The organism is Pseudomonas moraviensis subsp. stanleyae (genome assembly GCF_036283065.1).
Taxonomy (GTDB): domain Bacteria; phylum Pseudomonadota; class Gammaproteobacteria; order Pseudomonadales; family Pseudomonadaceae; genus Aquipseudomonas; species Aquipseudomonas stanleyae.
In genome coordinates this window covers 276794-299116 of the sequence record NZ_JAADJI010000001.1, presented here as the reverse complement: position 1 = coordinate 299116, position 22323 = coordinate 276794, and the positions used below count along the sequence as shown (strand labels likewise).

Genomic DNA, 22323 nt, shown 5'->3' with positions numbered 1-22323 from the left:
CGGTTATGCCCAGCGGCGGAAAATCAACGAAGTGTTGACGCCGCCAAAAGCGAAATTGTTGTTCATCACGTAGTCGTGATGCATCTGGCGGAATTCGCCGCGCAGGTAATCGAGCTTGCCGCAATGCGGGTCGACCTCGTCGAGGTTAAACGTGTGCACGTACTGGTCGCGGTTGAGCATCTCGATGCTGAACCACGACTCCAGCGCACCGCAGGCGCCGAGGGTGTGGCCGAGAAAACTCTTCTGCGAGCTGATCGGCATGTGCTCACCGAACAGGCTGCTGGTGGCCAGTGTCTCGGCAATGTCGCCCTGTTCGGTCGCGGTGCCGTGGCCGTTCACATAACCGATGGCATCCGGGCTGAGGCCAGCATCTTCCAAGGCCAGCTCCATGGCGCGGCGCATCGTGAGCTGTTCCGGGCGGGTCGTGTGCTGGCCGTCAGCGTTGCTGCCGAAACCGACGATCTCGGCATGGATGTGTGCACCGCGGGCGAGGGCATGTTCCAGCTCCTCAAGCACCAGCATGCCGCCGCCTTCGCCGATCACCAGACCGTCGCGGCCCTTGTCGTACGGGCGAGGGCTGGTCTGTGGTGCATCGTTTTTCAGACTGGTGGCGTAGAGCGCGTCGAAGACCATGGCTTCGGTCGGGCATAGCTCTTCGGCGCCGCCGGCGAGCATCAAGGGCAAGCGGCCGAACTTGATCGCCTCGTAGGCGTAGCCGATGCCCTGGCTACCGCTGGTGCAGGCGCTGGAGGTCGGAATCAGGCGGCCGGTAAGGCCGAAGAAAATGCTGATATTGGCGGCGGTGGTGTGCGGCATCATTCGCACGTAGGAGTTGGCGTTGAGCCCCTCGGCCACCGAATTGAGCAGCATGTTGCCGAACGCTTTGATTTCGTCAGTGCTGCCGGTGGACGAGCCGCAGGCGACGCCCATGCGCCCGTCCTTGATCGATTCGTCGCCGAGCAGGCCAGCATCGGCCAGGGCTTGTTCCGCTGCGCCGACGGCAAGGCGCGAAACCCGGCCCATGCTGCGCAGCTGTTTACGGGTCCAGTGCGACGGCACGACAAAGTCATCGATAGGCCCGGCCAGACGCGTGTTGAGTTCAGTGAAGCGATCCCACTCGTCCATACGGCGAATGCCGCTGCGGTTGGCCGCAAAGTTGCCGGCGATGGTCTGCCAGTCGCTGCCCAGCGAGGTGATGCCGGCCATGCCGGTGACGACGACGCGCTTCATCAGCACAGGCCTCCGTTGACCGCCAGGACCTGGCGGGTGATGTACGAGGCTTCCGCCGACATCAGGAAATTCACCGCAGCGGCCACTTCTTCAGGGCTGCCCATGCGCTGTGCGGGGATCATTTTCATCAGTTCTTCCACCGGTACGTTTTCGTCGAGCATGGCTGTGTCGATCAGGCCCGGGGCGACGCAGTTAACGGTGATTTTGCGCTTGCCCAGCTCGATCGCCAACGCCTTTGCCGCGCCGATCACGCCGGCCTTCGAAGCGCTGTAATTGACCTGGCCACGGTTGCCGATCAGGCCCGACACCGAGGTGATGCAGACGATGCGTCCGGCGGCGCGACGACGGATCATCGGCATCATCACCGGGTGCAAAACGTTGTAGAAACCATCGAGATTGGTGCGCAGGACCACGTCCCAGTCGTCATCGCTAAGCGCCGGGAACGCGCCGTCGCGGGTCAGCCCGGCGTTGAGTACCACGCCGTAATAGGCACCGTGGCTTTCGACATCGGCTTCGAGAATGCTTTTGCAGGTTTCGCGGTCGGCGACGTCGAATTGCAGGATGCGCGCCTTACGCCCCAGCGCTTCGATTTCCGCCTGCACCGCTTGGGTTTCGGTCATGCCGCTACGGCAATGCAGGACGATATCGTGCCCGGCCTGCGCCAGACGCAAGGCAATGGCGCGGCCGATGCCACGGCTGGAGCCGGTGACCAGTACGGATTCAGTCATCGTGCGACTCCTTTTTCTGTTGCAGATATTGGTTGGCTTCGGGCGGACGGAACACGTTCAGCCGAGCGCTGGCATGAATGCCATCGCCGTGGATATGGCATTCGAATACGCCCATGCCGTTATCGTCTTCCAGCGAGCGCAGACCATGGATGGTCAGCTCGCTGCCAGGCGCAAAGGCTTCGACATTGCACTCGAATTTACGCGTGCCAAGCAGAAAGCCCAGCTCTGGCGGTTTGCCTTTTTGCCGGGAGTGGCAACCGGCGAAAGCGGCGACGCTCTGCGCCATCAGCTCGACGCCGACCCACGCCGGCAGGCTGCCGTCGGGCAGGTTGAACAGGCCGTCGGGCTTGACCGTCAGGCGTGTGAAAATCTGCTCGTCGTCGAAACGCTCGATCGCGTCGATCAGGATCATGTCGCCGGCATGCGGCAGCAGTTCGGCGAGCGGCCAGTGGCTCATGGGGCGTCTCCGATTATCAGGCTGACGTTGTTGCCGCCGAAGGCAAACGAGTTGCTCATCAGATAGCGCGGTGCAATGGACGTCAGGCGTTCGCTCGCGGTCACCCACTGGAGTGGCGGCAGCGCGGGATCGGCGTGGCCATCCCAGATGTGTGGCGGCAATGCCTGTTCAGGGTTATCGGCGCTCAGGCTCAGCCAGCAGAACGCCGCTTCCAGTGCGCCAGCCGCGCCGAGGGTGTGGCCGGTCAGCGGCTTGGTCGACGAGCAGGCGACGCCTTCGGCAAACAGCGCCGCGACCGCCAGACTTTCCATGGCGTCGTTGTGTTGAGTGGCGGTGCCGTGCAGGTTCAGGTAGTTGATTTGCGCGGCTTGCAGACCAGCGCGGCCGAGGGCTTTTTGCATTGCTTGCAGGGCGCCGCGCCCGCTCGGCTCTGGCGCGGAAATATGGTGCGCATCCGAGCTGGCGCCTGCGCCGAGCAAGGCGATGCCCGGGCCTTCGCCGCGCTGTTTGCTCATCACGAACAGCACCGCTGCTTCGCCGATATTGATGCCGTTGCGGTTGACGGAAAACGGATTGCAGCGCTCGTCGGAAACGGCTTCCAGCGCAGAGAAACCGTTCAGCGTCAGCTTGCACAGACTGTCGACGCCGCCACACAGCACCGCATCGCACAGGCCCAGGTCGAGCAGACGCTGGGCGCTCATCAGCGCGCGGGCGCTGGAGGTGCAGGCGGTGGAGATCACGTAGGCCGGGCCGCTCAGTTGCAGCCATTCGGCAAGGAAGTTGGCCGGGGCGCCAAGTTCCTGCTGGCGATAATCGTATTCGTTGGGAAACTGCTGCTCGCGGATGTAATGCGCCAGACCACGGCTGGCCTCGTCGATGCCTGAAGTGCTGGTGCCGAGCACCACGCCTATGCGTTCGCGGCCGAAGGTCTGGATCGCACGATCGATGTCGTCACGAATCTGCAGGGCGGCTTCCAGCAACAGCTGATTGTTGCGACTGCTGTGCTCGATCAGTTCGGCCGGGATCGCCGCCAGTTCACCGTGCACCGCGGCGACAGGCAGCTCACGCTCGGCTACCCAGCCGGACTCGCGGCGCATCCCCGAGCAGTCACCGGCAAACAGGTTGCGCGCGACTTCAGACTTGTCGCGGCCCAGGGCGCAGATCACGCCGAGGGCATTCAGGTAAGCGGTCATGGCGTCGATTCACCTAACTGGGAAACGCGATAGTGCGGGCCTTGGGGCAGGTTCAATTCGAAGCTCAACGGTTGTGAATAGCGAACGTTCCAGCGCGCCGGCAGTGAACGCTGATCGGATTGTTGCCGGGCGTCGGGATAGTTGCGCAGCAGCTCGGCGGACGGCGTCAGGGCGAACAGCAAAGCGGCGAACAATTCACGGGCCTCCGGGTTCGGTGGCAGCAGACCATCGGCCTGCCAGTGCCCGTTGATCAGTTGCTGACGGGCCTGGGGAATGCCCAGCGGATCCATCATTGACCAGCGCGTGCCGGCGCCTTCGCGCTGGATCACCAGCAGCCAGTCCTGACGCTGTCCGGCTTGCTCACGTTCGATGTGCAGTTGCAGCGGCAGGGGCAGCGTCGGGTTGGCCGCTGGCAGCGGCGGCTGGCTGGCGCAGGCGCTCAACAGCAAGGCTGACAAAACGATCGCCAGCCATGCAGCAAACCCTGTGGGAGCGAGCCTGCTCGCGAATGCAATCTGACATTCGCCACCTTTGCTGACTGATACACCGCTTTCGCGAGCAGGCTCGCTCCCACAGGTTTTCAGGTGTTCAGATCGATAGCCGTACATCAGACAGATTCCTGCAATGGCTTGCGCGCGACGACATTCACCAGCGTCTCTTCGCGCTGTCCGAATGGCTTGGGTTTACTCAAGCCAAACCGCTCCAGCAAGCCGAAATCCTTCGACCGGCTCCACCACAGATACGGGTAGGACACATTGCGCTCGGCAAACTCGAAACCCTGCTCACGAATCATCTGCAGATACCCGGCGGCGCTCTTTTGTACGTGCATCGGATGGCGGAACAGCCAGCGGATCACCCAGGTATCAATGTAAGCCTCGGTGGACTCGGCGAACAGCAGATAGCCGCCCGGTTTCAACACGCGATAGAACTCGGCCAAGGCCTTTTCCTGCTCGATCAGATGATGGAACGTCTGGTGACAGAACAGCAGGTCGACACTGGCGTCCGCGACGTTGAGCGTGGCGCAGTCGCTGCCGATCAGTTCCACCTCCAGGCCAAGGCGCGTGGCCTCTTCGGCGCTGAGACGCAGGCTGTGCGGGTCGGCGTCGACGCCGATCAGTCGCTGCGGGGCAAAGGTCTGGCGCAAGTGAGCGAACGACTTGCCCTGACCGCAACCGGCGTCCAACAGCACCGGGTGTTCCGGCAGCGCTTCACTGAACAGTCCACGCAGATCATTGATCGCCACGCGCAACACATGGTGCTGCCAGGTATGGCTGCGCAGGAACCAGAAACCGAAGCGGGTTTCCTCGACGTAACTGTCGCTCAGGTAACTCATGAGGCGTCCTGCGCGCAGAGTTCGGAAATCATCTTCAGCCGGCGCCGTGCTTCGCTGACGAACGGGTTGCGCTCGTCCCAGGCATAACCGGCGAGGATCGAGCAGATCATCCGGCGAATGTCTGCCTGGCTGTCCTCGTAGAAAATCACGTCCTGGAAGGTCCCGGCGTACCAGCCTTCGACGTAGCAGCGGAAGGTGTCGACGCCGCGTTTCAGCGGCTCGGCAAACTCGCTTTGCCAGTCGACCGTTTCGCCCTGCAACTGACGATGCAGCACGCCGGCGGCCATGCTCGCCGAACGCATGGCGATGGTCACGCCGGAGGAGAACACCGGGTCGAGGAACTCTGCGGCGTTGCCCAGCAGCGCGAAACCCGGGCCGTGCAGGGTTTTCACGTTGGCCGCGTAACCGCCAAGGGTACGCGCCGGAGTGTCCCAGACCGCGTTGTTCAGAACCCCGGCGAGGCTTGGCGTTTCGGCGATGAAACTGCGCAGGCAGGCATCGAGATCGGCGTCACGACCGGCGAAATGCTCGGCGGCAGCCACCACACCCACCGAGCAACGGCCGTTGCTGAACGGGATGGTCCAGAACCACACATCGCGGTGCTCTGGATGGGTGGTGACGAGGATTTTCTCGCGGTCGAACGCCGGGTTGTCGATGTGATCTTCGACGTGGGTGAACACCGCCTGGCGTACCGGAAAGTTCGACGGTGCTTCGAGGTCCAGCAGACGCGAAAGCACGCGGCCGTAACCGCTGGCGTCCAGCACGAATTCGGCTTCGACGCAGTACTCGCTGCCGTCTTCGCGACGCACATCGAGTTGTGGTTTCGCCCGCTCGAAATCGACGCTGACAATCGCATCGCCATAGCGGATCTCCGCGCCTTGCAGCGCCGCCTGATCGGCCAGCAACTTGTCGAAATCGGCGCGCTGCACTTGGAACGTGGTCGGCTTGCCGGCGGTGAAGGTATCGCCAAAATCGAAGGCGCTGTAGCGCTCGCCCCAGGCAAACGCTGCGCCGGTCTTGCGCTGGAAACCAGCGGCGTTGACGGCGTCGAGCATGCCGGCTTCTTCGACGAAATCCAGGCAGTGGCTGAGTAGGCTTTCGCCAATGGAGAAGCGTGGGAAGTGCTGGCGCTCAAGCACCAGCACATCGTGGCCCTTGCGTTTGAGCAGGGCGGCGGCGATAGCGCCGGACGGGCCGGCACCGATGATCACGACCTGACGGGATTCCATTTCAACGATTGGCACGTGAGCTCCGGGGCAAAGGACTGTTCAGATTCAGGGGCGCGCGGTGCAGGCCGATCAGGGCCGGCAGCAGCGTCGCGATCAGGCCCATCAGCATCAGCGCGAAATACAGCGCCGGGGTGATGAGCTGTTGTTGCAACAACAGGTTGAGGAAGACGATTTCGCTCAGGCCGCGAATGTTCAGCAGCACGCTTTCGCGCCAGCGGCTGGCGCCGGCAAACGAGGCGCCGGCCCAGCCGAGACCGAGCCAGTTGCCGAGCAGTTTACTGGCAATCGGCAACAGCAGCAGCGCCGCCCACTGCCCGGCGCCAAGACTGGCCAGGGCGCTGTGCACGTCGATCTGCACTATGCCGAACGTGAGGATCAGCGGGATCGCGATCCACGTCTGCAAGCGGCTCATCCAGCGCGCCGGCAACGGCAGCACCAGCGGCACTTTCAGCAGCGCCATGCACAGCAGATAACCGATGCCGAAAATCAGCGCATTGAGTTTGTAATGCTCGGCCAGCACCAGCAGGGCGAAGAAGCCGAGGCTATAGGTCAGCGGACGGCGCACTCGCAGCAGATACAAGAGCAGCGGCACCCCGGCCATGGCCACCGGCAGCAACAAGCTGCTCAAGTGCAGGCTGCCCTGGGCGAGGCCGAACAGCGTCCAGCAGGTCAGGTCGATGAGGATGGCGGTCTGCACCAGACGCCGGGTGGCTGCGGCTGGGTAATCGATATGGCGCAGATACAGGTACAACACCGGGATTGCGGTAATGGCGAAGACCAGTCCGATCGCCAGTGAGTTGAGCCATGGCTGCGCGGGCAACAGCCAGTACGCTGCTGCCAGACCGCAGGCGAATGGCACGATGAAGCTCGGCAGGGCAATTTTTACGCTCTGGCGATCGAGTTTCAGGTCGATCACATCACTGAGGATGTGCCCGAGCAGCAAGGCGAAGCTCAGGCTGTAGAGATTTTTCAGCCAGTCCGGCGCGATCAGTTGTGCGCCGCTGAGCTGCCAGCCCGGCTCGATCCAGAAGTACATCAGCAGCGGCAAACCGAAGCTTGCCAGCAGCAACTGACTGACGATCGGAATCAGGCCGAAATGGCGGCCGACCCGGGTCGCCAGGGCAAACAGCGCCAGGGCCAGCAGCCAGAAACCGACAACCATCATGCTGCTGTCTCCGCAACCGGTGCATGGCGCCCGGCCCACGGTGCGAGCATGAAGCTGAACGCCAGGCCGAGGCTTACCGACAGGCCGAAGTTGCTCACCGCCGGCGTGCTGGACACCGCCAGCAGGCCGAACGACAGCCAAGTGGTGACGGCTGCGAGGAGGGTGCCGAGCAGACTCACCGCCGCGCCGCCGACCTGTTCACGCATGAGGATTGCGTAGTCGACGCTGATTGCCGTCACCAGCAGCAGGCCGAACAGGCTGAACAGGGTCAGCGGCTGTCCGAGCCAGCCGAGGCTGGCCAGACTGCACAGCGCCGCCAGCAGCGGCAGGGCAACGATACGCAGCGCGCCGGTCAGGCCGAACGGCAGGATCAGCACCAGCACGATCAGCACGCAGGAGGCGAGTTTCAGTTCGGCGGCGCTGATCTGCGTGGCGGCGAACACCTTGTTCAGATCACCGAGGCGATCGACCAGCACCACTCCCGGCAAGTCCAGCGCTTGCACGCGCAGCAACGACGGATTGTTCAAGCCTTGCAGGCTGGTCATCGCCGCAACGCCGTCTTCCGTAGGGCCAAGCCATAGCGTTCGGTACGGCTCGCCGAGCGGGCCGGCCAGCGCGGCATCAATGTCTTCGGCGGGCAGGGTCTGCAACTGTTGCAATTCGTTTTGCAAAGCCGCCGCTGGCACGCCGAGGTCGAGCAGCGGCTGCCAGAACGATGGCAGCGTGTTGAGTGATTCGCGCACTTGCTGTTGCTGGCTCGGCGCGCTGACCAGTTGATCGAGGGCGAGAAAGCCTTGCAGCTTGTCGAGGTTGACCAGTTGCTGCAGACGCTCGCTCAGCGCCGCCTGGCGCTCGAGCAATTGCTCCTGATTGGCGGCGCGGACGAGGAAGAACTGGCTGGTCGGCTGATAGCCAGTAATGCGCGCGATGGTCTGCGCTTCGTCGGTCAGATGCTGCGGCGCACCGACCCATTGGCGGATGTCGTTTTTGCTCTGCAACTGCATCAGGCCGCCGACGCAGAAGGCAATCAGCAGAGCCAGCAGCACGGGCGTGCGCATGCAACCGAGCAGCGCCTCGCGCAGATGAATCAGGCGTTTGGCCAGACGCAGCGGCCACTGCGCCGGGCGCAGTTCGACATTTTTCAGCAGCGCCGGCAGCAGGCAGACCGCTGACAGATAGGCGCCGAGCAAACCGGCGGCGGAGAATACGGCGATCTGCGTCAACGCCGGGAACGGTGTCCACGCCAGCGCCAGATAGCCGATGACGCTGGTGATCAGGCTCAGGGTCAGCCCCGGCAAGGTCAGACGCAGGGCCGGCCAGCTGCGCCACGGCTTGAGGCTCCAGCTCTTGGACAGATAGTGCAGCGGGTAATCGACGGCGACGCCGATCAGGCTCGAACCGAGCACCAGCGTCATCACATGCATGTGGCCGAAAAGCGCCACGCAGGCCGCCGCGCCGAACAGCATGCCGACCAGCACCGGGACAAACGCCAGCAACACGCGCCAGCGACGAAACGCCAACAGCAGCAACAGCAGAATGCCGACCGTGGCACCACCGCCGACCCAGGTCATTTCGCGGGTGGCCTGTTGCTGACCGTTGGCGGCGTAGAGCAGGCCACTGGCGGCGAGCAACTGCACGTCGCTTTGCGCCGCCTGTTCACGGCTGTGCTGGAGCAGATCCGCCACTTGCAGCGGCAGGTTCATGTCGAAAGCATTGCCGGTGGTGCGCGCACGCAGCATCACCCAGCTCTTGCCGTCGGCATCGGCGACCAATGCGCCGCTGCCAATGTCCAGTTGTACGGCGCCGTGTTGCGGCTGGCTGTTCTGGATGCGCCCGGTCAGGCCCAGCCAATCGTCCTGGCTCGGCACCAGGGTAAAGCCGTTGAACGGATCGAACAGCGCCTGCACCCGCTGCTGGATGAACACGTCGGGGTGTTCGCTGAGCAGCTGCCGATCATCCGCCGAGAGCATCGCCAGGCGCCCTTGCAGCAATTGCGTACGCAGCGCCGGCAAGTCGGCTTGCAGGTTCCACTGCACGGTTTCGAATAGACCGCTGGCCTGCCATTGTTCGCCCAGTTGCCGGGCCATGGTCAGCGCTTGCTGGCGATCGGCGTGGCCGACCAGCACCAGCATTTCGCGGTTGAGCGGCTCCTGCATGCGCTGCTCGGCACGCAACTCCAGTGCGTCGGGATTGGTCCCGGGTACCAGCTCCATGAGATTGGCCGACAACGGCGCACCGTCGCGCCACTGCCACGCGGCCAGCGCGATGACGGCCAGCAGCAGGCTCAGAAACAGCCAGGGCAGCCTGCGTTCACTCGGCAAAGTCATGTTGCTCCGCTTCGCTCAAGGGTTGCTCGGCGGTGCTGTCCTGCATGCGCAGCAGGGTGCTGTCGCCCTGGGTTTCCAGCAGCTCGATGGTTTGTACCAGAGCACCGCCGTCGATATTGATTTGCTTGAACACTTGCTTGAGCAGCATCGAGCGTGGGGTCAGGCTCAGTTGCCACTGTTGCGCCGTGCCGCTCAGGGCCAGCTCGAAATCCCGTTGCAAACCGCTGCTGTCACCTTGCAGCACAGCCAGGAACAGACGGTTCTGCTCGGCGCCGGCGCTCTTGTTCGGCAGCAGTTGCCAGCCGTTGGTGTCGCGGCGGGCGATGCCTTTGGCGGTGATGCGGTAATCCTGTTGCAGCGGAGTTTTCAACAACCACAGCAGGCCATGATTTTTCGCGAGGACGAAACTGCCCTTGCTGATCAGCGGCTGCGGCAGGGCGCGCAGGTGTTTTTCCTGAATGAACTGGCCGTGAATCACGTCCGGTTGCGCCAGTTGTTCACTGAGTTGTTGCAGGTCGAAGGCGTTGGCCCATGACGACACGGCCAGCAGCGTCAACACGCCAAGGCTTTTGAAAAACACATTCATCGCAGCATCCTTTCCACGGCATCGGTGAAGACTTTCGGTGAAGCCAGTTGCATCTCGCGGCTGCCGACTTCTACGGCGACCTGCACCGAGCTGGCGCGGGTCAGGCGTTCGCCGCTTTGCAGGTCGGTGATCAGGTAATTGATCTTCAGGCGGTTTTCCCACTCGACCAGGCTGGCGCGCACATTCAGCCGTTGGCCGAACACCGCGCTGCGCACGTAGCGCAGCTGCAGGTCAATGATCGGCCAGGCGTAACCGGACTCGACCATGTGCGTGTAGTTGTGGCCGATCCTGTCCAGCAGCGCGCAACGCGCCACTTCGAGGTATTTGACGTAATGGCCGTGCCAGACCACGTGCATGGTGTCGACGTCGAAGAACGGCACCAGAATCTCGGTATCGGCGTGAAGCACTCCGGCACTACGCATGCAGCCTCCAGTGTTGCGCGGCGATGCGTTGCAGGCACAGGCGCAGTTCGCCTTCCAGCGCGCGGTCTTCGATGACCGGCGGAAAGTCTTTGCCGAGTTCTTCGTGCATCGCCGCCAGCGCCGGCGGCAGCGGACGCGCATCGAAGGCTTGCGCACGCAGCCACACGCCCTGATTGGCGGCGAGCAGAGTGGCGGCGGCGACCTGTTCGGTCAGCTCCAGCACACGAATCGCATCACGCGCGGCGATGGTGCCCATGCTCACCTTGTCCTGGTTGTGGCACTCGGTGGAGCGCGAGAACACGCTGGCCGGCATGGTGTTTTTCAGCGCTTCGGCGGTCCAGGCGCTGGTGCCGATCTGCACAGCCTTGAAGCCGTGATTGATCATCGCCCGATCCGCCGGCGCGCCGGAGAGGTTGCTCGGCAAGCCGTGGTTGTAGCGCTCGTCGACCAGCAGCGCCAATTGCCGATCGAGCAGATCGGCGACGTTGGCCACGAGGTTTTTCAGGCTGTCCATGGCGAACGCGATGTGGCCGCCGTAGAAGTGCCCGCCATGCAGAACGCGCTCGGCTTCGGCGTCGATGATCGGGTTGTCGTTGGCGCTGTTCAGTTCGGTTTCGATAAAGCCGCGCAGCCAGTTCAGGCTGTCGGCCAGCACGCCGAGCACATGCGGCGCGCAACGCAGCGAGTAGCGATCCTGTAGGCGATGCAGTGGCGCGGTCGGCGCGTCGATCGCCAGATCCTTGCGCAGCCATGCGGCCACCTGCATTTGCCCCGGATGCGGTTTGGCGGCGAACAGGCGTTCGTCGAAGTGCTCCGGATTACCTTGCAGCGCGACGACGTTGAGTGCGGTGATGCGTGTGGCCAGTTGCAGCAGGTAATCGGCGCGGGCGAAGGCGAGGCAGGCGAGGCCAGTCATCACCGCCGTGCCGTTCATCAGCGCCAGCGCTTCTTTCGGGCGCAGTACCAATGGCGTCCAGCCGAGTTGGCGATGCACATCGGCAGCCTGACGGCGCTCGCCACGGAACATCACTTCGCGCTCGCCGGACAGGGTTGCGGCGACATAGGACAACGGCGTCAGATCGCCGCTGGCACCGACCGAGCCTTCTTCGGGAATCAGCGGCAGGATGTCGTATTCAAGAAACGCATGCAGACGCTCGAGCAGTTCCACGCGCACCCCGGATACGCCATGACACAACGACTGCAAACGCGCCGCCAGCACCGCACGGGTGGCTTGTGCGTCGAGCAGTTTGCCCAGGCCGCAACCATGAAAGGTGTAGAGATGACGCGGCAGCGCCTCGACGTGATGCAGCGGCACCGCGACCACGCAGGAATCGCCGTAACCGGTGGTGACGCCGTAGATCACGCCTTCCTTGTCCAGCAGCGAATCGAGAAAACGCGCGCCCTTGGCGATGCGCTCGCGATAGTCGGCGTCAGCCTGCAACTGCACGGGCGCCTGACGGTTGGCCAGGGCCAGCACGTCTTCGATGCGCAAAGGGCGTTCGCCGAAGGTTACCGGCTCATGGGTTGGCGTCGTCATCGGTTTTCCAGAAAGGGTAGAAGTTGAACCATTGCTGCGGGGCTTCGAGGCAATAGTGACTCAGGCGCTGCGCGTAGCGGGTGGCCCACTGATGAATGACCTGCTCGCGCTCGCGGCGTGTCCACACCACGGCGTCGGCGAACGGTTCGAGGTTCAGGCGATAGTGGCCGTCAGGTTGCTTGAGGCACATCAGCAGATTGACCGGGCACTTGAGCAGACCGGCCAGCAGCCACGGGCCTTGCGGGAACGGCGCCGGATGGCCGAGAAAATCCACAGTGACACTGCGCCCGCCGTGCAGCGGCACGCGGTCACCGGCAATCGCCAGCCATTCGCCACGCTCCAGTCGTTCGTGCAGTTGCAGCATGATCACCGGGTCGAGTTCGCTGACCTGAATCAGGCGCAGATTGGTCGCCCCGGCCTCGCCGAGCAAACGGTTGAACTGCTCGGCGTGCTTGGTGTGCACCAGCACGTTCATGGTGACCTTTTCGCCGATCTCCGCCAGCGCCCGGCAGACTTCGAGATTGCCCAGATGCGCGCCGACCAGCAGTTGCCCGCGACTGCCGCGCAACTGCTTGCGCAGCAGCGCCGGGTCGATGATTTCGATCTGCTCGATGCTCAGCTTGCCGTTCCACACATCGAGCTTGTCGAGTAGCGAATCGGCAAAAGTCATGAACTGGCCGAACACCCGCCAGTGGCTCGGGCGCAGGTCGTCGCGCCGGCTCCACTCGGCCAGACGCTGCTGGTACTGCCAGGCACTGCGCCGGGCGACGCGGCCGAACAGGAAAAAATACAGCACGATGCCGTACAGCAACGGACTGAGCAGGCGCCGGCCAAGCACTTTGGCGGCGAACGCGGTGAATTTCATCAGCAGGAAACTGCCGCGTTCTTCGCGGTCGGCCCAGTGCTTTTTGTCGACTTCTTCGCTCATGGTTTCCACCGCCGCCAAAGAATCACCGGCCAACGCAGCAACATGCCGAAGAACAGCCGCGTGTGCATGCTCGAAATCAGCGCGTTGTCGTGGAACAGGCGAAAGTGCGACACGCCGTCCAGCGGGTAATGCACGCTGGTCTGCAGCCAGCGCATCGGCTGATTGCGCCAGGCCAGACGCACGAGAATATCCGAGTCGAAATCCATGCGCTTGCCGACTTTGGCCGAGTCGATCACCGCCAGAGTCGACGCCAGCGGGTAGACGCGGAAGCCGCACATCGAATCGCGAATCTGCAACGACAGGGTGTTGATCCACACCATTACGTGGGTCAGGTAGCGCGCGTACAAACGGCCTTTCGGCACGCTCTCGTCGTACAGCGGATAACCGCAGATCATCGCCGCGGGATGGGCGCGGGATTCGCCGACGAAGCGCGCGACATCGTGCAAATCGTGCTGGCCGTCGGCATCCACCTGCAAGGCATGGCTGTAGCCCAGGCGCGAAGCTTCGCGCAGACCGGTCATCACCGCGCCACCCTTGCCCTGATTGGCCGTCAGGCGCACCAGAAAAACCCTGTCGCGCTCGGCCAGGGTGTCGAGCACCCGTGCACAGGACGGCTCGCTGGCGTCATCCACCAGAATGCACGGCAGACCTTGCGCGAGCAGGGCATCGACTACGGTGGTGATTGCGGTTTCGTGGTTGTACACCGGGATCACAGCGCAAGGGTTATGCATGGAATACATCCCCTTTGTGGCGAGGGAGCTTGCTCCCGCTCGAGTGCGAAGCGCTCGCCTTCGATGGGCTGCCCAAAACCGGTGGGGCTGCTTCGCAACCCAGCGGGAGCAAGCTCCCTCGCCACAGATTATGCATTGCCAACTCCTAGCAAAATCCGCCCGCTGGAACAGGTCGCGGTGGCATTGCGATAAGCGAAATACAACTTGCTGCGCTCGGCATCGAAACGCAGGTGCAGCTGGATTTCATCACCGGGCCGTACCAGTTGCTGGAACTTCAGCACCTCCATTCCGGCAAACGCACCGTCAAGCTTCAGCAACTGCCGACCGAGATTCAGTGCCCACTCGACCTGTACCACGCCGGGCAAAACCGGCGCCTTGGGAAAGTGCCCGCTGAAGTAGGCCAGATCCGGCGGCACGCATAGTTGCAGGCTCCACTCGCCGTCGCTTGCGCTTTGCTCCAGTACTTCGGGGGCTTTCGGCCGTGCGGCCAGCAGCAATGCTTCTACGTCCGCCTGCGCCAGTTTGCCCTGGCTGTTCAATGGCATTTGCCGCAGCAGGCGCCAGCGCCGGGGCAGGGCGAGGGCTTCGCAATGTTGGCTGAGATGTTTGCGCAGGGTTTCGGTCAGGCCGCGACGGCCGTGCTCGCGCAGGGCGAACAGGCCAGCTTCGCTGAGCACCAGCAGCGCACCGAGCGAGGCGCGGTTTTCCTGCACGACACCGAGGCGCGCTTCGGCGACCCAGTCGTGTTCGGCCAGAGCCTGTTCGAGCATCGGCAACGAGATGCGTTTTTCTTCCAGTTTGACAATGCGGTCGAGCCGCCCCAACAGTTCGAAGCGTCCATCGGCGGCAATGCGCGCAGCGTCGGCGCTGTGTTCGACATGGCCGGCAGGCAGATACGGCGAGGCGATCAGCAGGGCGCCGTCGCTGTCCTGGCTCAGCTCGACGCCAGTGAACGGCTGCCACAACGATTCGCCCTGACGCCAGGCGATGCCGCCGGTCTCCGAGCTGCCGAGGATTTCCGTCGGCCATTGCTGCAAACGCTGTTGCAGACTTTGCGCGGCCTCCAGCGGCAACGCGCCACCGGAGGAAAACACCCGGCGCACGGCGCTCAAGGCTTGCCAGTCGAGGTTGTCGCCCATGCGCTTGAGCAGCGCCGGGCTGGCGACCCAGGCGAAGGCCGGGTGTTCGCGGCTGGCGCGTTGCAAGTCTTCGGAAAACGCCAGTTGCCGGCGCACGAATGGACGTCCGGCGCACAACGGCCATAGCACGCGAAACAGCAGACCATAGATGTGTTGGGTGGCGACGCTGCCGATGATGCAGGCTTCACCGAGGTCTGCGCCCCACAGCTGTTCCAGCGCTTCGACTTCATTGGCCAACTGGCGCAAGGTCTTGTCGATACGCTTGGGCTCGCCGCTGGAGCCGGAGGTGCACAGGCTCAGTCGGCATTGATCGAGATCCAGTTCGGCGCCGGGCAAACCCGGTTGAGCGAAGTCAGTGAGCTGCGCGTCACCCGGCTGATCGGTCAGCCACAGATCGACTTCAGGGGACCAGCGCTGGCGCGTCTGCGCTTGCAGATCCGCCGGCAGCAACACGCTGACGCCGGCACGCCAGGCACCGAGCAGCGCAATGGCGAGGTCGGCGGCATCTTCCAGATGCACTGCCAGCCTTTTCACGCCTCGGCTTTGCAGGCCAGCGGCAACGCTCAGGGCCTGCGCTCGCAGTTGCGTGTGATCGAGGGCCGGCGCCTGGCAGATCGCCCGTGCCGGCAACGCCTTGAGCAACAGCTGCTCAAGTTTTATCCAATTCATGTACGGCCTCTTACCCGTTGTCGTATCAGCCATTCAATGGCAAACATCAGGCCGATCAATCCATAGGAGATCAGGCCGGTGTACAACATCCACCAATCCAGCGGCGCCCACAGGGTGAGGAGGGCGGCGCACAAACCGTTGCAGAAGAAAAACACGCTCCAGGCCAGCGTGACCTTGCGCGTGTAGCGAATGGCGACGTCCGGCAGCTCCGGCTCGCGCAAGCGCGCCAGACGCTCGACCATCGGCGGGCCGTATTTCAGGCTGAAGCCGAACAACACCAGCATGAAACCGCTGATCAGCACCGGGTACCAGCGCAGCAGCTGCGGGCTGTCGAATACCGCCAGCAGCAGGCAGAACCCGATCGCTACGCAGGCCATCCACAGGCTGCCGGGTTTACGCTCGCCGGTCAGGGCGCGCGCCAGCCACAGGCTGCCCAGCAGCATCGCAAATTGCCACGGGGCGAAATGCTCCATGCCGAAATACACCGCAAAGGGGTACAGCAGACCGGCCAGCAGCAGGCCCAGGCCGATCAGTCGGCTCATGCGGCCGGTTGAACCAGACGGAACACCGCCTCGACCACGTCACCCACGGTGCGCACCGATTTGAACTCTTCGGCGGCGATTTTCTTGCCGGTCTGGCGCTTGATGTGATCAATGAGGTCGACCGCGTCGATGCTGTCGATTTCCAGATCCTGATACAGATTGGCGTCCATGCTTACACGGGCCGGATCCAGTTCGAACAGCTCGACCAGGGCATCGCGCAGGGTGTTGAAAATATCGTCACGAGTTTGCATGGTCCGGTCTCAAGCTGCCTGTTTTGCCGTGACGAACGCCGCAAGGCTGGCCACGTTGGTGAAATGGTTGCGGGTGTCTTTGGCGTCGGCGTCGATCTTGATGCCATATTTTTTCTGGATCGCCAGGCCCAGTTCCAGTGCATCCACGGAATCCAGACCGAGGCCTTCGCCGAACAGTGTCTGCTCGTCGCCGATGTCCTCGGGGCTGATGTCTTCGAGGCCGAGGGCCTCGATGATCAGCAGTTTGATGTCACGCACCAGGCTAGCGGTGTTCAGTTCGCTCATCTGCGGCGAGCTCCTCAATGAAATAGTCATGCAAATAATCGTTGAGCTTGCGCGAGGCCTGCGGTGCGGGGCCTTGCGCGGCGAAGGTCTGTGGGTCTATATCGGCCCCCACGCGAAAACTGAAGTGCACGCGGCGATGGGGGATGCGATACCACGGCTCGGCTTTGGTCAGCGTGGTCGGGCTGACCTTGATGATCACCGGGGTAACGATTTTCGCACCGCGCAAGGCAATCGCCGCCGCCCCCCGATGAAAGGCCGGCGCTTGCCCGGGCCGGGTGCGCGTGCCTTCGGGGAAAATGATCAGGGTCTGGCCGTCCTGCAACGCCTGCGCGGCGGCGTCCAGCATATCCATGCTGCCGTCATTGCTGATGTACTCGGTGCGGCGCAGCGGGCCACGGGTGAACGGGTTTTCCCAGAGCGTCTTCTTCACCACGCAATTGGCGTGGCGCACCAGACCGATGAGAAACACCACATCGATCAGCGACGGGTGGTTGGCAATGATCATCTGCCCCGGCCGCCCAAGTCGCTCGGCGCCCTCGATGTCGTAGGTGAGCACGCCGGTGCGGGCCATGAACCGCACGAAAAACCAGAACAGTCGGCTGACCGTACGCCGGGCGCGCAGGCGATGTTCAAGTGCGTCACCGGGCAGGCAACCGAGCAGCGGAAATACCAGCAGGCGCAGACACAGCCCGCCGAGCCCGAACAAGGCGAAGCTCGCAGCAGTGGCCAGCAGGCGCCAGTAATAGGCGTCGCGGTGTTTGGCGGTCACGGGTTGCGATGCCAGGTCCATACACGATTTTTCCACGCATGTTGGCAATCAGGTTGCTGGCCGAGCAGGGTTCGCAGCAGGTTGAGCGCGTGCGGCCAGTGCGCCTTTGACCGGGTTTCGGTGCTGCTGTTCAGGGTCAGCCGCCAGTCGGTACCGGGCGTGAGCAACAAACCCAGTGCATAAGGGAACGGCACGTCGTCGACCCACTGCGAATAGGCCTCGGGCGGTTGCTCTTCGGTGATCACCAGCAGCACCGCCGGGGCGCCTTCTTCGAGCAGTGCGGCGGCTTCAAGCATGCCGTGTTCCAGACCGTCGCCAGCGGCAGCGAGGGCAGTCATTTCGCTGGTTTCGCCGCGCATGATCGACCACAGGCCGATGATTGCGTTGTGCACTGAAAGGCTGAATTGGGTCGGCGACAGCGGCTGTTCAGTGGCCAGGTCGCGAAGGATTTCAAAGGTGCGCGGGGTTTCGCCGTGCCGCGAGACGAACACCAGCGGCAGATTGTCCCGTCCGTCGGCCAGCGGCCAGCCAACGCTGAAGGCCATCCGCGCCAGGCGGCTGAGGCGACGGCGTTGCATGGCCGGCAGAAACGACACATCGGGCGCGGCATCACTGCTCTGGAGCACGACCGGTTGGCGGCTCCAGGCCTGCCAGGCGTCCACGCTGTCGAGCCCCGGGGCCCACGCGCGCCATTGGGCGATGTTGAAGTTGATCACGGACATTCATCCCGCCCCTGCGGGCTTTCGTTGACGCGTTGAGTCGCCAGCGCCGCAGCAGGCTTGGCTTGGCGCAGGGCGCCGGGTGGCGCGCATTATCCCGGTGCGACGGGTGTGTAGCAAATGTTGGTTACATTTTGCCCAACAAAATGTAGCGAGCGGTTCGCTGGGGTGGCTATCACTTGGCCATTATCCATATTCCCCGCGGCCTGTCTGTCAGGTGTCTCTGTAATGGCTGGCGGTTTTTTCCATGGCTGAGCGGCGATATTTACACCTGACGGCGTAGTCCATGTCCGTGAAGGTAGCGAAGCGCGGTCGACGGCAACTACACTCGGTCATTCTTTGATACACGGAGGTTTGGTCATGCGGCGCGTGGTGTTCAATCAGAAAGGTGGCGTAGGCAAATCCAGCATCGCCTGCAACCTGGCGGCGGTCAGCGCCAGCGAGGGTTATCGCACGTTGTTGGTCGACCTCGATGCCCAGGCCAATTCCACTCAGTATCTGACCGGGCTCACTGGCGACGACATCCCCATGGGCATCGCCGATTTCTTCAAACAGACGCTGTCCTCAGGGCCGTTCTCGAAAAAGAATCAGGCCGACATCTACGAAACCCCGTTCGACAACCTGCACATCATTACCGCCACTGCCGAGCTGGCCGATCTGCAGCCCAAGCTCGAGGCGAAACACAAGATCAACAAGCTGCGCAAGTTGTTGGACGAGTTGTCCGAAGACTACGACCGCATTTATCTGGATACCCCGCCAGCCTTGAATTTCTATGCGGTATCGGCGCTGATTGCGGCGGATCGGGTGTTGATCCCCTTCGACTGCGACAGCTTCTCGCGTCAGGCGCTCTACGGACTGATCGCCGAGATCGAGGAATTAAAGGACGACCATAACGAGGGCCTGGAAGTCGAAGGCATCGTGGTCAACCAGTTCCAGGCGCGGGCCAGCCTGCCACAGCAGATGCTCGATGAACTGATTGCCGAAGGCTTGCCGGTACTGCCGGTGTACCTGAGCAGTTCGGTGCGCATGCGCGAGTCGCACCAGGCCAGCATGCCGCTGATCCACCTCGACCCACGGCACAAACTGACCCAGCAGTTTGTGGAGCTGCACAATCTGCTGGAAGACCACTGATTCCCCGAATGACACGCAAACTCCTAATGTGGGAGCGAGCCTGCTCGCGAACAGGCCGGCACATTCAATATCAGCGCTGAATGATCGACCGCCTTCGCGAGCAGGCTCGCTCCCACAGGGTGATCTTTAGTGTGTCAGATCCCCTGGCTACGCAACCACGCCATCAACTGCGGCAACGGAAACGCACCACTCTGGCGCGCCACTTCCCTGCCGTTTTTAAACAGAATCAGACTCGGAATCGAGCGAATCCCCAACTGTGCCGACAACTGCGGGTTCGCCTCGCTGTCGAGCTTGGCCAGCCGACACTTGCCCGCCAACTGCGCCGCAGCCTGTTCGAACACCGGCGCAAACGACTTGCACGGCCCGCACCAGTCCGCCCACACATCTACCAGCAACGGCAGATCACCCTTGATCTGACTGGCGTAATCACCTTGCTTGAGTTCGAAGGGTTTGCTCAACAGCACCGCAGATTTGCAGCGCCCGCATTTGGGCTGGTCAGCCAGGCGCTCGGCGGGGATGCGGTTGAGGCCGTTGCAGGTGGGGCAGGGGATGAGGAGTGGGGTGGTCATGATTGGTTCTCTGATAGGCAGTCTATAGAACTGATTTGGAGTCGATCTGCCAACTTATCAATGTCGCAACTGCTCACATTTTTCTCAAAACCGTTCCGGGCTCGATGGCTAGTCTGAAGACCAATTCGGCGTTTTACGCTTGTCGTGAGGAGATCGCTTTGTCTTTATCTGCGTGCTACTTTTGTTGCACTAATCCAGGGTCGATGATTCCTATGCATCAAATCGGAGCGACATAATGTCCGTAACTTCCAAGATACGCCGCCAAGGCGGCGCTGCCGTCATTACGATTCCGCCCACGCTTTTAAAGTTGTTGCATCTGGAGGTTGGCGCACAGCTAGAGCTGAATGTGGTCGATGGCGAACTGATTGCTCGTCCAGCCGTAGCCGCTACGCGTAAGCGTTATAGTTTGTCAGAGCTACTCGAAGGCGCAGAAGAATTGCAGAAACTTAACGCCCAGACTAGCGAGACTCTTGAAGGTGATTCTGTCGGCCGGGAGCTGGGTTGATGGTGCGCCGACAGCCCCCTCAGCGGGGTGACGTTTACTGGATTGATCCAAACCCAGTGGCGGGGCGGGAGATGATGAACAGACATCGCTTTGTGGTGATTACGCCCAGAGAGATCAACGCATTGGGCGTGAGCATGACGGTGCCTGTTACTAGCGGTGGGAATTTCAGCCGGAATATGGGTTTGGCGGTCGCCATTACTGGCCACGAAACCAATGGTGTAGCAGTGTGTAATCAGGTTCGCAGTTTTGACATAGAACAACGGGTACGAGACGGCACGGCCAAATTCATCGAGCGACTGGATGACGTGACAATGTCTGACATCGTCGACCGTGTAATCAGTGCAATCGACCCGCTAAGCTGAAGCGCCTACGACGAACAACTGATCTCCAAATGCTTGCCCCACTCCGGTGGCCGCTCGGCGTAACCTTCCATTCCCGGCTGTTCCTCAAACGGCTTGCTCAACACTGCATGCAGGCGGCGGACTTCGGAGTAGTCGCCTTGCTCAGCCGCATCGATGGCTTTTTGCGCGAGGTAATTGCGCAGGATGTACAGCGGATTGACCGCATGCATCCGCGCGCGGCGTTGTGCTTGATCGGCATTGCCGTCGCGGGTAACCCGGGCGACGTAGCGTTCGCCCCAGGCATCGAAGCCCTTGATATCGACGAAGTCGTCGCGCAGGCGGGCGACGGCTTGTTCGGCTGATTCTTCACCGAGGCGGCGGAAAAACAGCGTGTAGTCGACGCCGCTGTTCTGCATCAGTTGCAGGAGGTTTTCCAGCAGTTGCTGGTCATCGTCCTCGGCGGTGGTGAAGCCGAAGCGGCGGCGCATCAGGTCGAGGTAGTGCGCCTGGAACAGCGGCAGGTACAGGCCGAGGGTTTCACGCAGGGCTTCGACGCTGATGAACGGCGTCAGCGCCTGGGCGAGGGCGCTGAGGTTCCACTGGCCTACCGGCACCTGATTGCTGAACGAGTAGCGGCCCTGATCGTCGGAATGGTTGCATATGAAATGCGCGTCGAAGTCATCGAGGAAGGCGAACGGGCCGAAGTCGAAGGTGATGCCGAGGATCGACATGTTGTCGGTGTTCATCACGCCGTGGCAGAAGCCATAAGCCTGCCACTTGGCGATCAGTTCGGCGTTGCGCTCGACGATCTCGCGGAACATCGCCAGATACGGTTCCGGTTGCTCAAGGCATTCAGGGAAGTGCATCGCCAGCACATGCTCAGCGAGCTGTTTCTGCTGCTCGGGGCGTTTGGTGTAGTAGAAGTATTCGAAGTGGCCGAAGCGGATATGGCTCGGCGCCAGGCGCAGCACCATCGCCGCGCGTTCCTGCTTTTCACGCCAGACGGGCGTGTCGGAGCCGATCACGCAGGCGGCCCGGGAAGACGGAATGTTCAACGCGTACAGCGCTTCGGAAGCGAGAAATTCGCGAATCGAGGAACGCAGCACCGCGCGGCCATCGCCCATGCGTGAAAACGGCGTCTGCCCGGCGCCCTTGAGGTGCAAGTCCCAGTGCTCGCCGGCATTGTTGTAGACCTCGCCCAGCAGCAGACCGCGGCCGTCACCCAATTGCGGGGTGTAGCCGCCGAACTGATGCCCGGAATACACCATCGCTCGCGGTTCGGCGTCGGCCCAGAGTTTGTGGCCGCCGAACAGTTGCGCGAATTCTTCGGTTTCGGCGCTGGCCGCATCGAGATCCAGCAAAGCCAGGGCTGCGGGACTGGCGACCACCAGACGCGGGTTGTCGATCGGCTCCGGCAGTACGTGCGCAGAGAACGCGTCGCCGAGGCGGGCGAAGCGGTTGTCGAAAGTCAGGTCGTCGAGGGCTTTCACGGGCCGGCTCCAGCAGAATGTCCGAGCATTCTGCTGGGATCATGACG

At 62.6% G+C, this 22323-nt stretch carries 25 protein-coding genes; 3 read left to right on the top strand and 22 right to left on the bottom strand.

What is annotated here, in order from left to right; all coding sequences use genetic code 11:
* Positions 1–3: 3 nt before the first annotated feature.
* The 20 genes from GXB78_RS01205 to GXB78_RS01110 all read right to left on the bottom strand — a co-directional run bounded on the left by GXB78_RS01205 (position 4) and on the right by GXB78_RS01110 (position 18243).
* Positions 4–1230 carry a beta-ketoacyl-ACP synthase gene (locus GXB78_RS01205; protein ID WP_329513822.1) on the bottom strand — a complete coding sequence of 409 codons (1227 nt, stop codon included), beginning with the start codon at positions 1228–1230 and terminating at the stop codon, positions 4–6.
* The gene (gene fabG / locus GXB78_RS01200; RefSeq protein ID WP_329513821.1) at positions 1230–1958 is read right to left on the bottom strand and encodes a 3-oxoacyl-ACP reductase FabG; all 729 of its coding nucleotides are present in this window, start codon (positions 1956–1958) and stop codon (positions 1230–1232) included. Before fabG ends, GXB78_RS01205 begins: the two co-directional genes overlap by 1 nt.
* Positions 1951–2415 carry a hotdog family protein gene (locus GXB78_RS01195; protein WP_329513820.1) on the bottom strand — a complete coding sequence of 155 codons (465 nt, stop codon included), beginning with the start codon at positions 2413–2415 and terminating at the stop codon, positions 1951–1953. The genes fabG and GXB78_RS01195 overlap by 8 nt, the downstream gene beginning before the upstream one ends.
* On the bottom strand, positions 2412–3608 hold the full coding sequence (locus GXB78_RS01190) for a beta-ketoacyl-[acyl-carrier-protein] synthase family protein (protein ID WP_329513819.1): 1197 nt from the start codon (positions 3606–3608) through the stop codon (positions 2412–2414). Before GXB78_RS01190 ends, GXB78_RS01195 begins: the two co-directional genes overlap by 4 nt.
* Complete coding sequence (locus GXB78_RS01185; RefSeq protein WP_329513818.1) at positions 3605–4216, bottom strand: hypothetical protein; 612 nt, start codon at positions 4214–4216, stop codon at positions 3605–3607. The genes GXB78_RS01190 and GXB78_RS01185 overlap by 4 nt, the downstream gene beginning before the upstream one ends.
* The gene (locus GXB78_RS01180; protein WP_329513817.1) at positions 4216–4941 is read right to left on the bottom strand and encodes a class I SAM-dependent methyltransferase; all 726 of its coding nucleotides are present in this window, start codon (positions 4939–4941) and stop codon (positions 4216–4218) included. Before GXB78_RS01180 ends, GXB78_RS01185 begins: the two co-directional genes overlap by 1 nt.
* The gene (locus GXB78_RS01175; protein ID WP_329513816.1) at positions 4938–6185 is read right to left on the bottom strand and encodes an NAD(P)/FAD-dependent oxidoreductase; all 1248 of its coding nucleotides are present in this window, start codon (positions 6183–6185) and stop codon (positions 4938–4940) included. Before GXB78_RS01175 ends, GXB78_RS01180 begins: the two co-directional genes overlap by 4 nt.
* Positions 6172–7335: a cation:proton antiporter gene (locus GXB78_RS01170; RefSeq protein WP_329513815.1), complete on the bottom strand. Its 1164-nt coding sequence runs from the start codon at positions 7333–7335 to the stop codon at positions 6172–6174. Before GXB78_RS01170 ends, GXB78_RS01175 begins: the two co-directional genes overlap by 14 nt.
* Entirely contained in the window at positions 7332–9662 is a 2331-nt protein-coding gene (locus GXB78_RS01165) for an MMPL family transporter (protein ID WP_329513814.1), read from the bottom strand. The genes GXB78_RS01170 and GXB78_RS01165 overlap by 4 nt, the downstream gene beginning before the upstream one ends.
* The gene (locus GXB78_RS01160; protein WP_329513813.1) at positions 9646–10248 is read right to left on the bottom strand and encodes an outer membrane lipoprotein carrier protein LolA; all 603 of its coding nucleotides are present in this window, start codon (positions 10246–10248) and stop codon (positions 9646–9648) included. The genes GXB78_RS01165 and GXB78_RS01160 overlap by 17 nt, the downstream gene beginning before the upstream one ends.
* Complete coding sequence (locus GXB78_RS01155; RefSeq protein ID WP_329513812.1) at positions 10245–10670, bottom strand: acyl-CoA thioesterase; 426 nt, start codon at positions 10668–10670, stop codon at positions 10245–10247. The genes GXB78_RS01160 and GXB78_RS01155 overlap by 4 nt, the downstream gene beginning before the upstream one ends.
* Positions 10663–12207, bottom strand: coding sequence for an HAL/PAL/TAL family ammonia-lyase (locus tag GXB78_RS01150; RefSeq protein WP_329513811.1), 1545 nt, complete (start codon positions 12205–12207; stop codon positions 10663–10665). The genes GXB78_RS01155 and GXB78_RS01150 overlap by 8 nt, the downstream gene beginning before the upstream one ends.
* Positions 12188–13135, bottom strand: coding sequence for an LpxL/LpxP family acyltransferase (locus tag GXB78_RS01145; RefSeq protein WP_252877294.1), 948 nt, complete (start codon positions 13133–13135; stop codon positions 12188–12190). Before GXB78_RS01145 ends, GXB78_RS01150 begins: the two co-directional genes overlap by 20 nt.
* Positions 13132–13866 (bottom strand): glycosyltransferase family 2 protein, encoded by a 735-nt coding sequence (locus tag GXB78_RS01140; protein ID WP_329513810.1) that lies wholly within the window; start codon positions 13864–13866, stop codon positions 13132–13134. The genes GXB78_RS01145 and GXB78_RS01140 overlap by 4 nt, the downstream gene beginning before the upstream one ends.
* Positions 13867–13994: 128 nt before the next feature.
* Positions 13995–15674, bottom strand: a complete 1680-nt coding sequence (locus GXB78_RS01135; RefSeq protein ID WP_329513809.1) for an AMP-binding protein — start codon at positions 15672–15674, stop codon at positions 13995–13997.
* Positions 15671–16216 carry a COG4648 family protein gene (locus GXB78_RS01130; RefSeq protein WP_329513808.1) on the bottom strand — a complete coding sequence of 182 codons (546 nt, stop codon included), beginning with the start codon at positions 16214–16216 and terminating at the stop codon, positions 15671–15673. The genes GXB78_RS01135 and GXB78_RS01130 overlap by 4 nt, the downstream gene beginning before the upstream one ends.
* A complete protein-coding gene (locus GXB78_RS01125) occupies positions 16213–16467 on the bottom strand; it encodes an acyl carrier protein (protein ID WP_016772026.1) in 255 nt (84 codons plus the stop codon). Before GXB78_RS01125 ends, GXB78_RS01130 begins: the two co-directional genes overlap by 4 nt.
* Positions 16468–16476: 9 nt before the next feature.
* On the bottom strand, positions 16477–16752 hold the full coding sequence (locus tag GXB78_RS01120) for a phosphopantetheine-binding protein (RefSeq protein ID WP_285408209.1): 276 nt from the start codon (positions 16750–16752) through the stop codon (positions 16477–16479).
* The gene (locus GXB78_RS01115; RefSeq protein WP_329513807.1) at positions 16730–17542 is read right to left on the bottom strand and encodes a lysophospholipid acyltransferase family protein; all 813 of its coding nucleotides are present in this window, start codon (positions 17540–17542) and stop codon (positions 16730–16732) included. The genes GXB78_RS01120 and GXB78_RS01115 overlap by 23 nt, the downstream gene beginning before the upstream one ends.
* Positions 17518–18243 (bottom strand): beta-ketoacyl synthase chain length factor, encoded by a 726-nt coding sequence (locus GXB78_RS01110; RefSeq protein WP_329513806.1) that lies wholly within the window; start codon positions 18241–18243, stop codon positions 17518–17520. Before GXB78_RS01110 ends, GXB78_RS01115 begins: the two co-directional genes overlap by 25 nt.
* A 357-nt stretch (positions 18244–18600) precedes the next feature.
* Here GXB78_RS01110 and GXB78_RS01105 point away from each other — a divergent pair, with 357 nt between their 5' ends.
* On the top strand, positions 18601–19371 hold the full coding sequence (locus tag GXB78_RS01105) for a ParA family protein (RefSeq protein ID WP_024011296.1): 771 nt from the start codon (positions 18601–18603) through the stop codon (positions 19369–19371).
* A gap of 134 nt (positions 19372–19505) precedes the next feature.
* On the opposite strand, the gene trxC is transcribed toward GXB78_RS01105, so the two are convergent.
* Positions 19506–19940: a thioredoxin TrxC gene (trxC, locus tag GXB78_RS01100; protein ID WP_329513805.1), complete on the bottom strand. Its 435-nt coding sequence runs from the start codon at positions 19938–19940 to the stop codon at positions 19506–19508.
* A gap of 235 nt (positions 19941–20175) precedes the next feature.
* Here trxC and mazE point away from each other — a divergent pair, with 235 nt between their 5' ends.
* Together mazE and mazF are read left to right on the top strand one after the other, a co-directional pair.
* Positions 20176–20445: a type II toxin-antitoxin system antitoxin MazE gene (mazE, locus tag GXB78_RS01095; RefSeq protein WP_008077592.1), complete on the top strand. Its 270-nt coding sequence runs from the start codon at positions 20176–20178 to the stop codon at positions 20443–20445.
* Positions 20445–20807 carry a type II toxin-antitoxin system toxin MazF gene (gene mazF / locus GXB78_RS01090; protein ID WP_041477600.1) on the top strand — a complete coding sequence of 121 codons (363 nt, stop codon included), beginning with the start codon at positions 20445–20447 and terminating at the stop codon, positions 20805–20807. The genes mazE and mazF overlap by 1 nt, the downstream gene beginning before the upstream one ends.
* Positions 20808–20812: 5 nt before the next feature.
* Here mazF and selO read toward each other — a convergent pair whose 3' ends face one another.
* On the bottom strand, positions 20813–22276 hold the full coding sequence (gene selO, locus GXB78_RS01085) for a protein adenylyltransferase SelO (protein WP_329513804.1): 1464 nt from the start codon (positions 22274–22276) through the stop codon (positions 20813–20815).
* Positions 22277–22323: the final 47 nt, after the last annotated feature.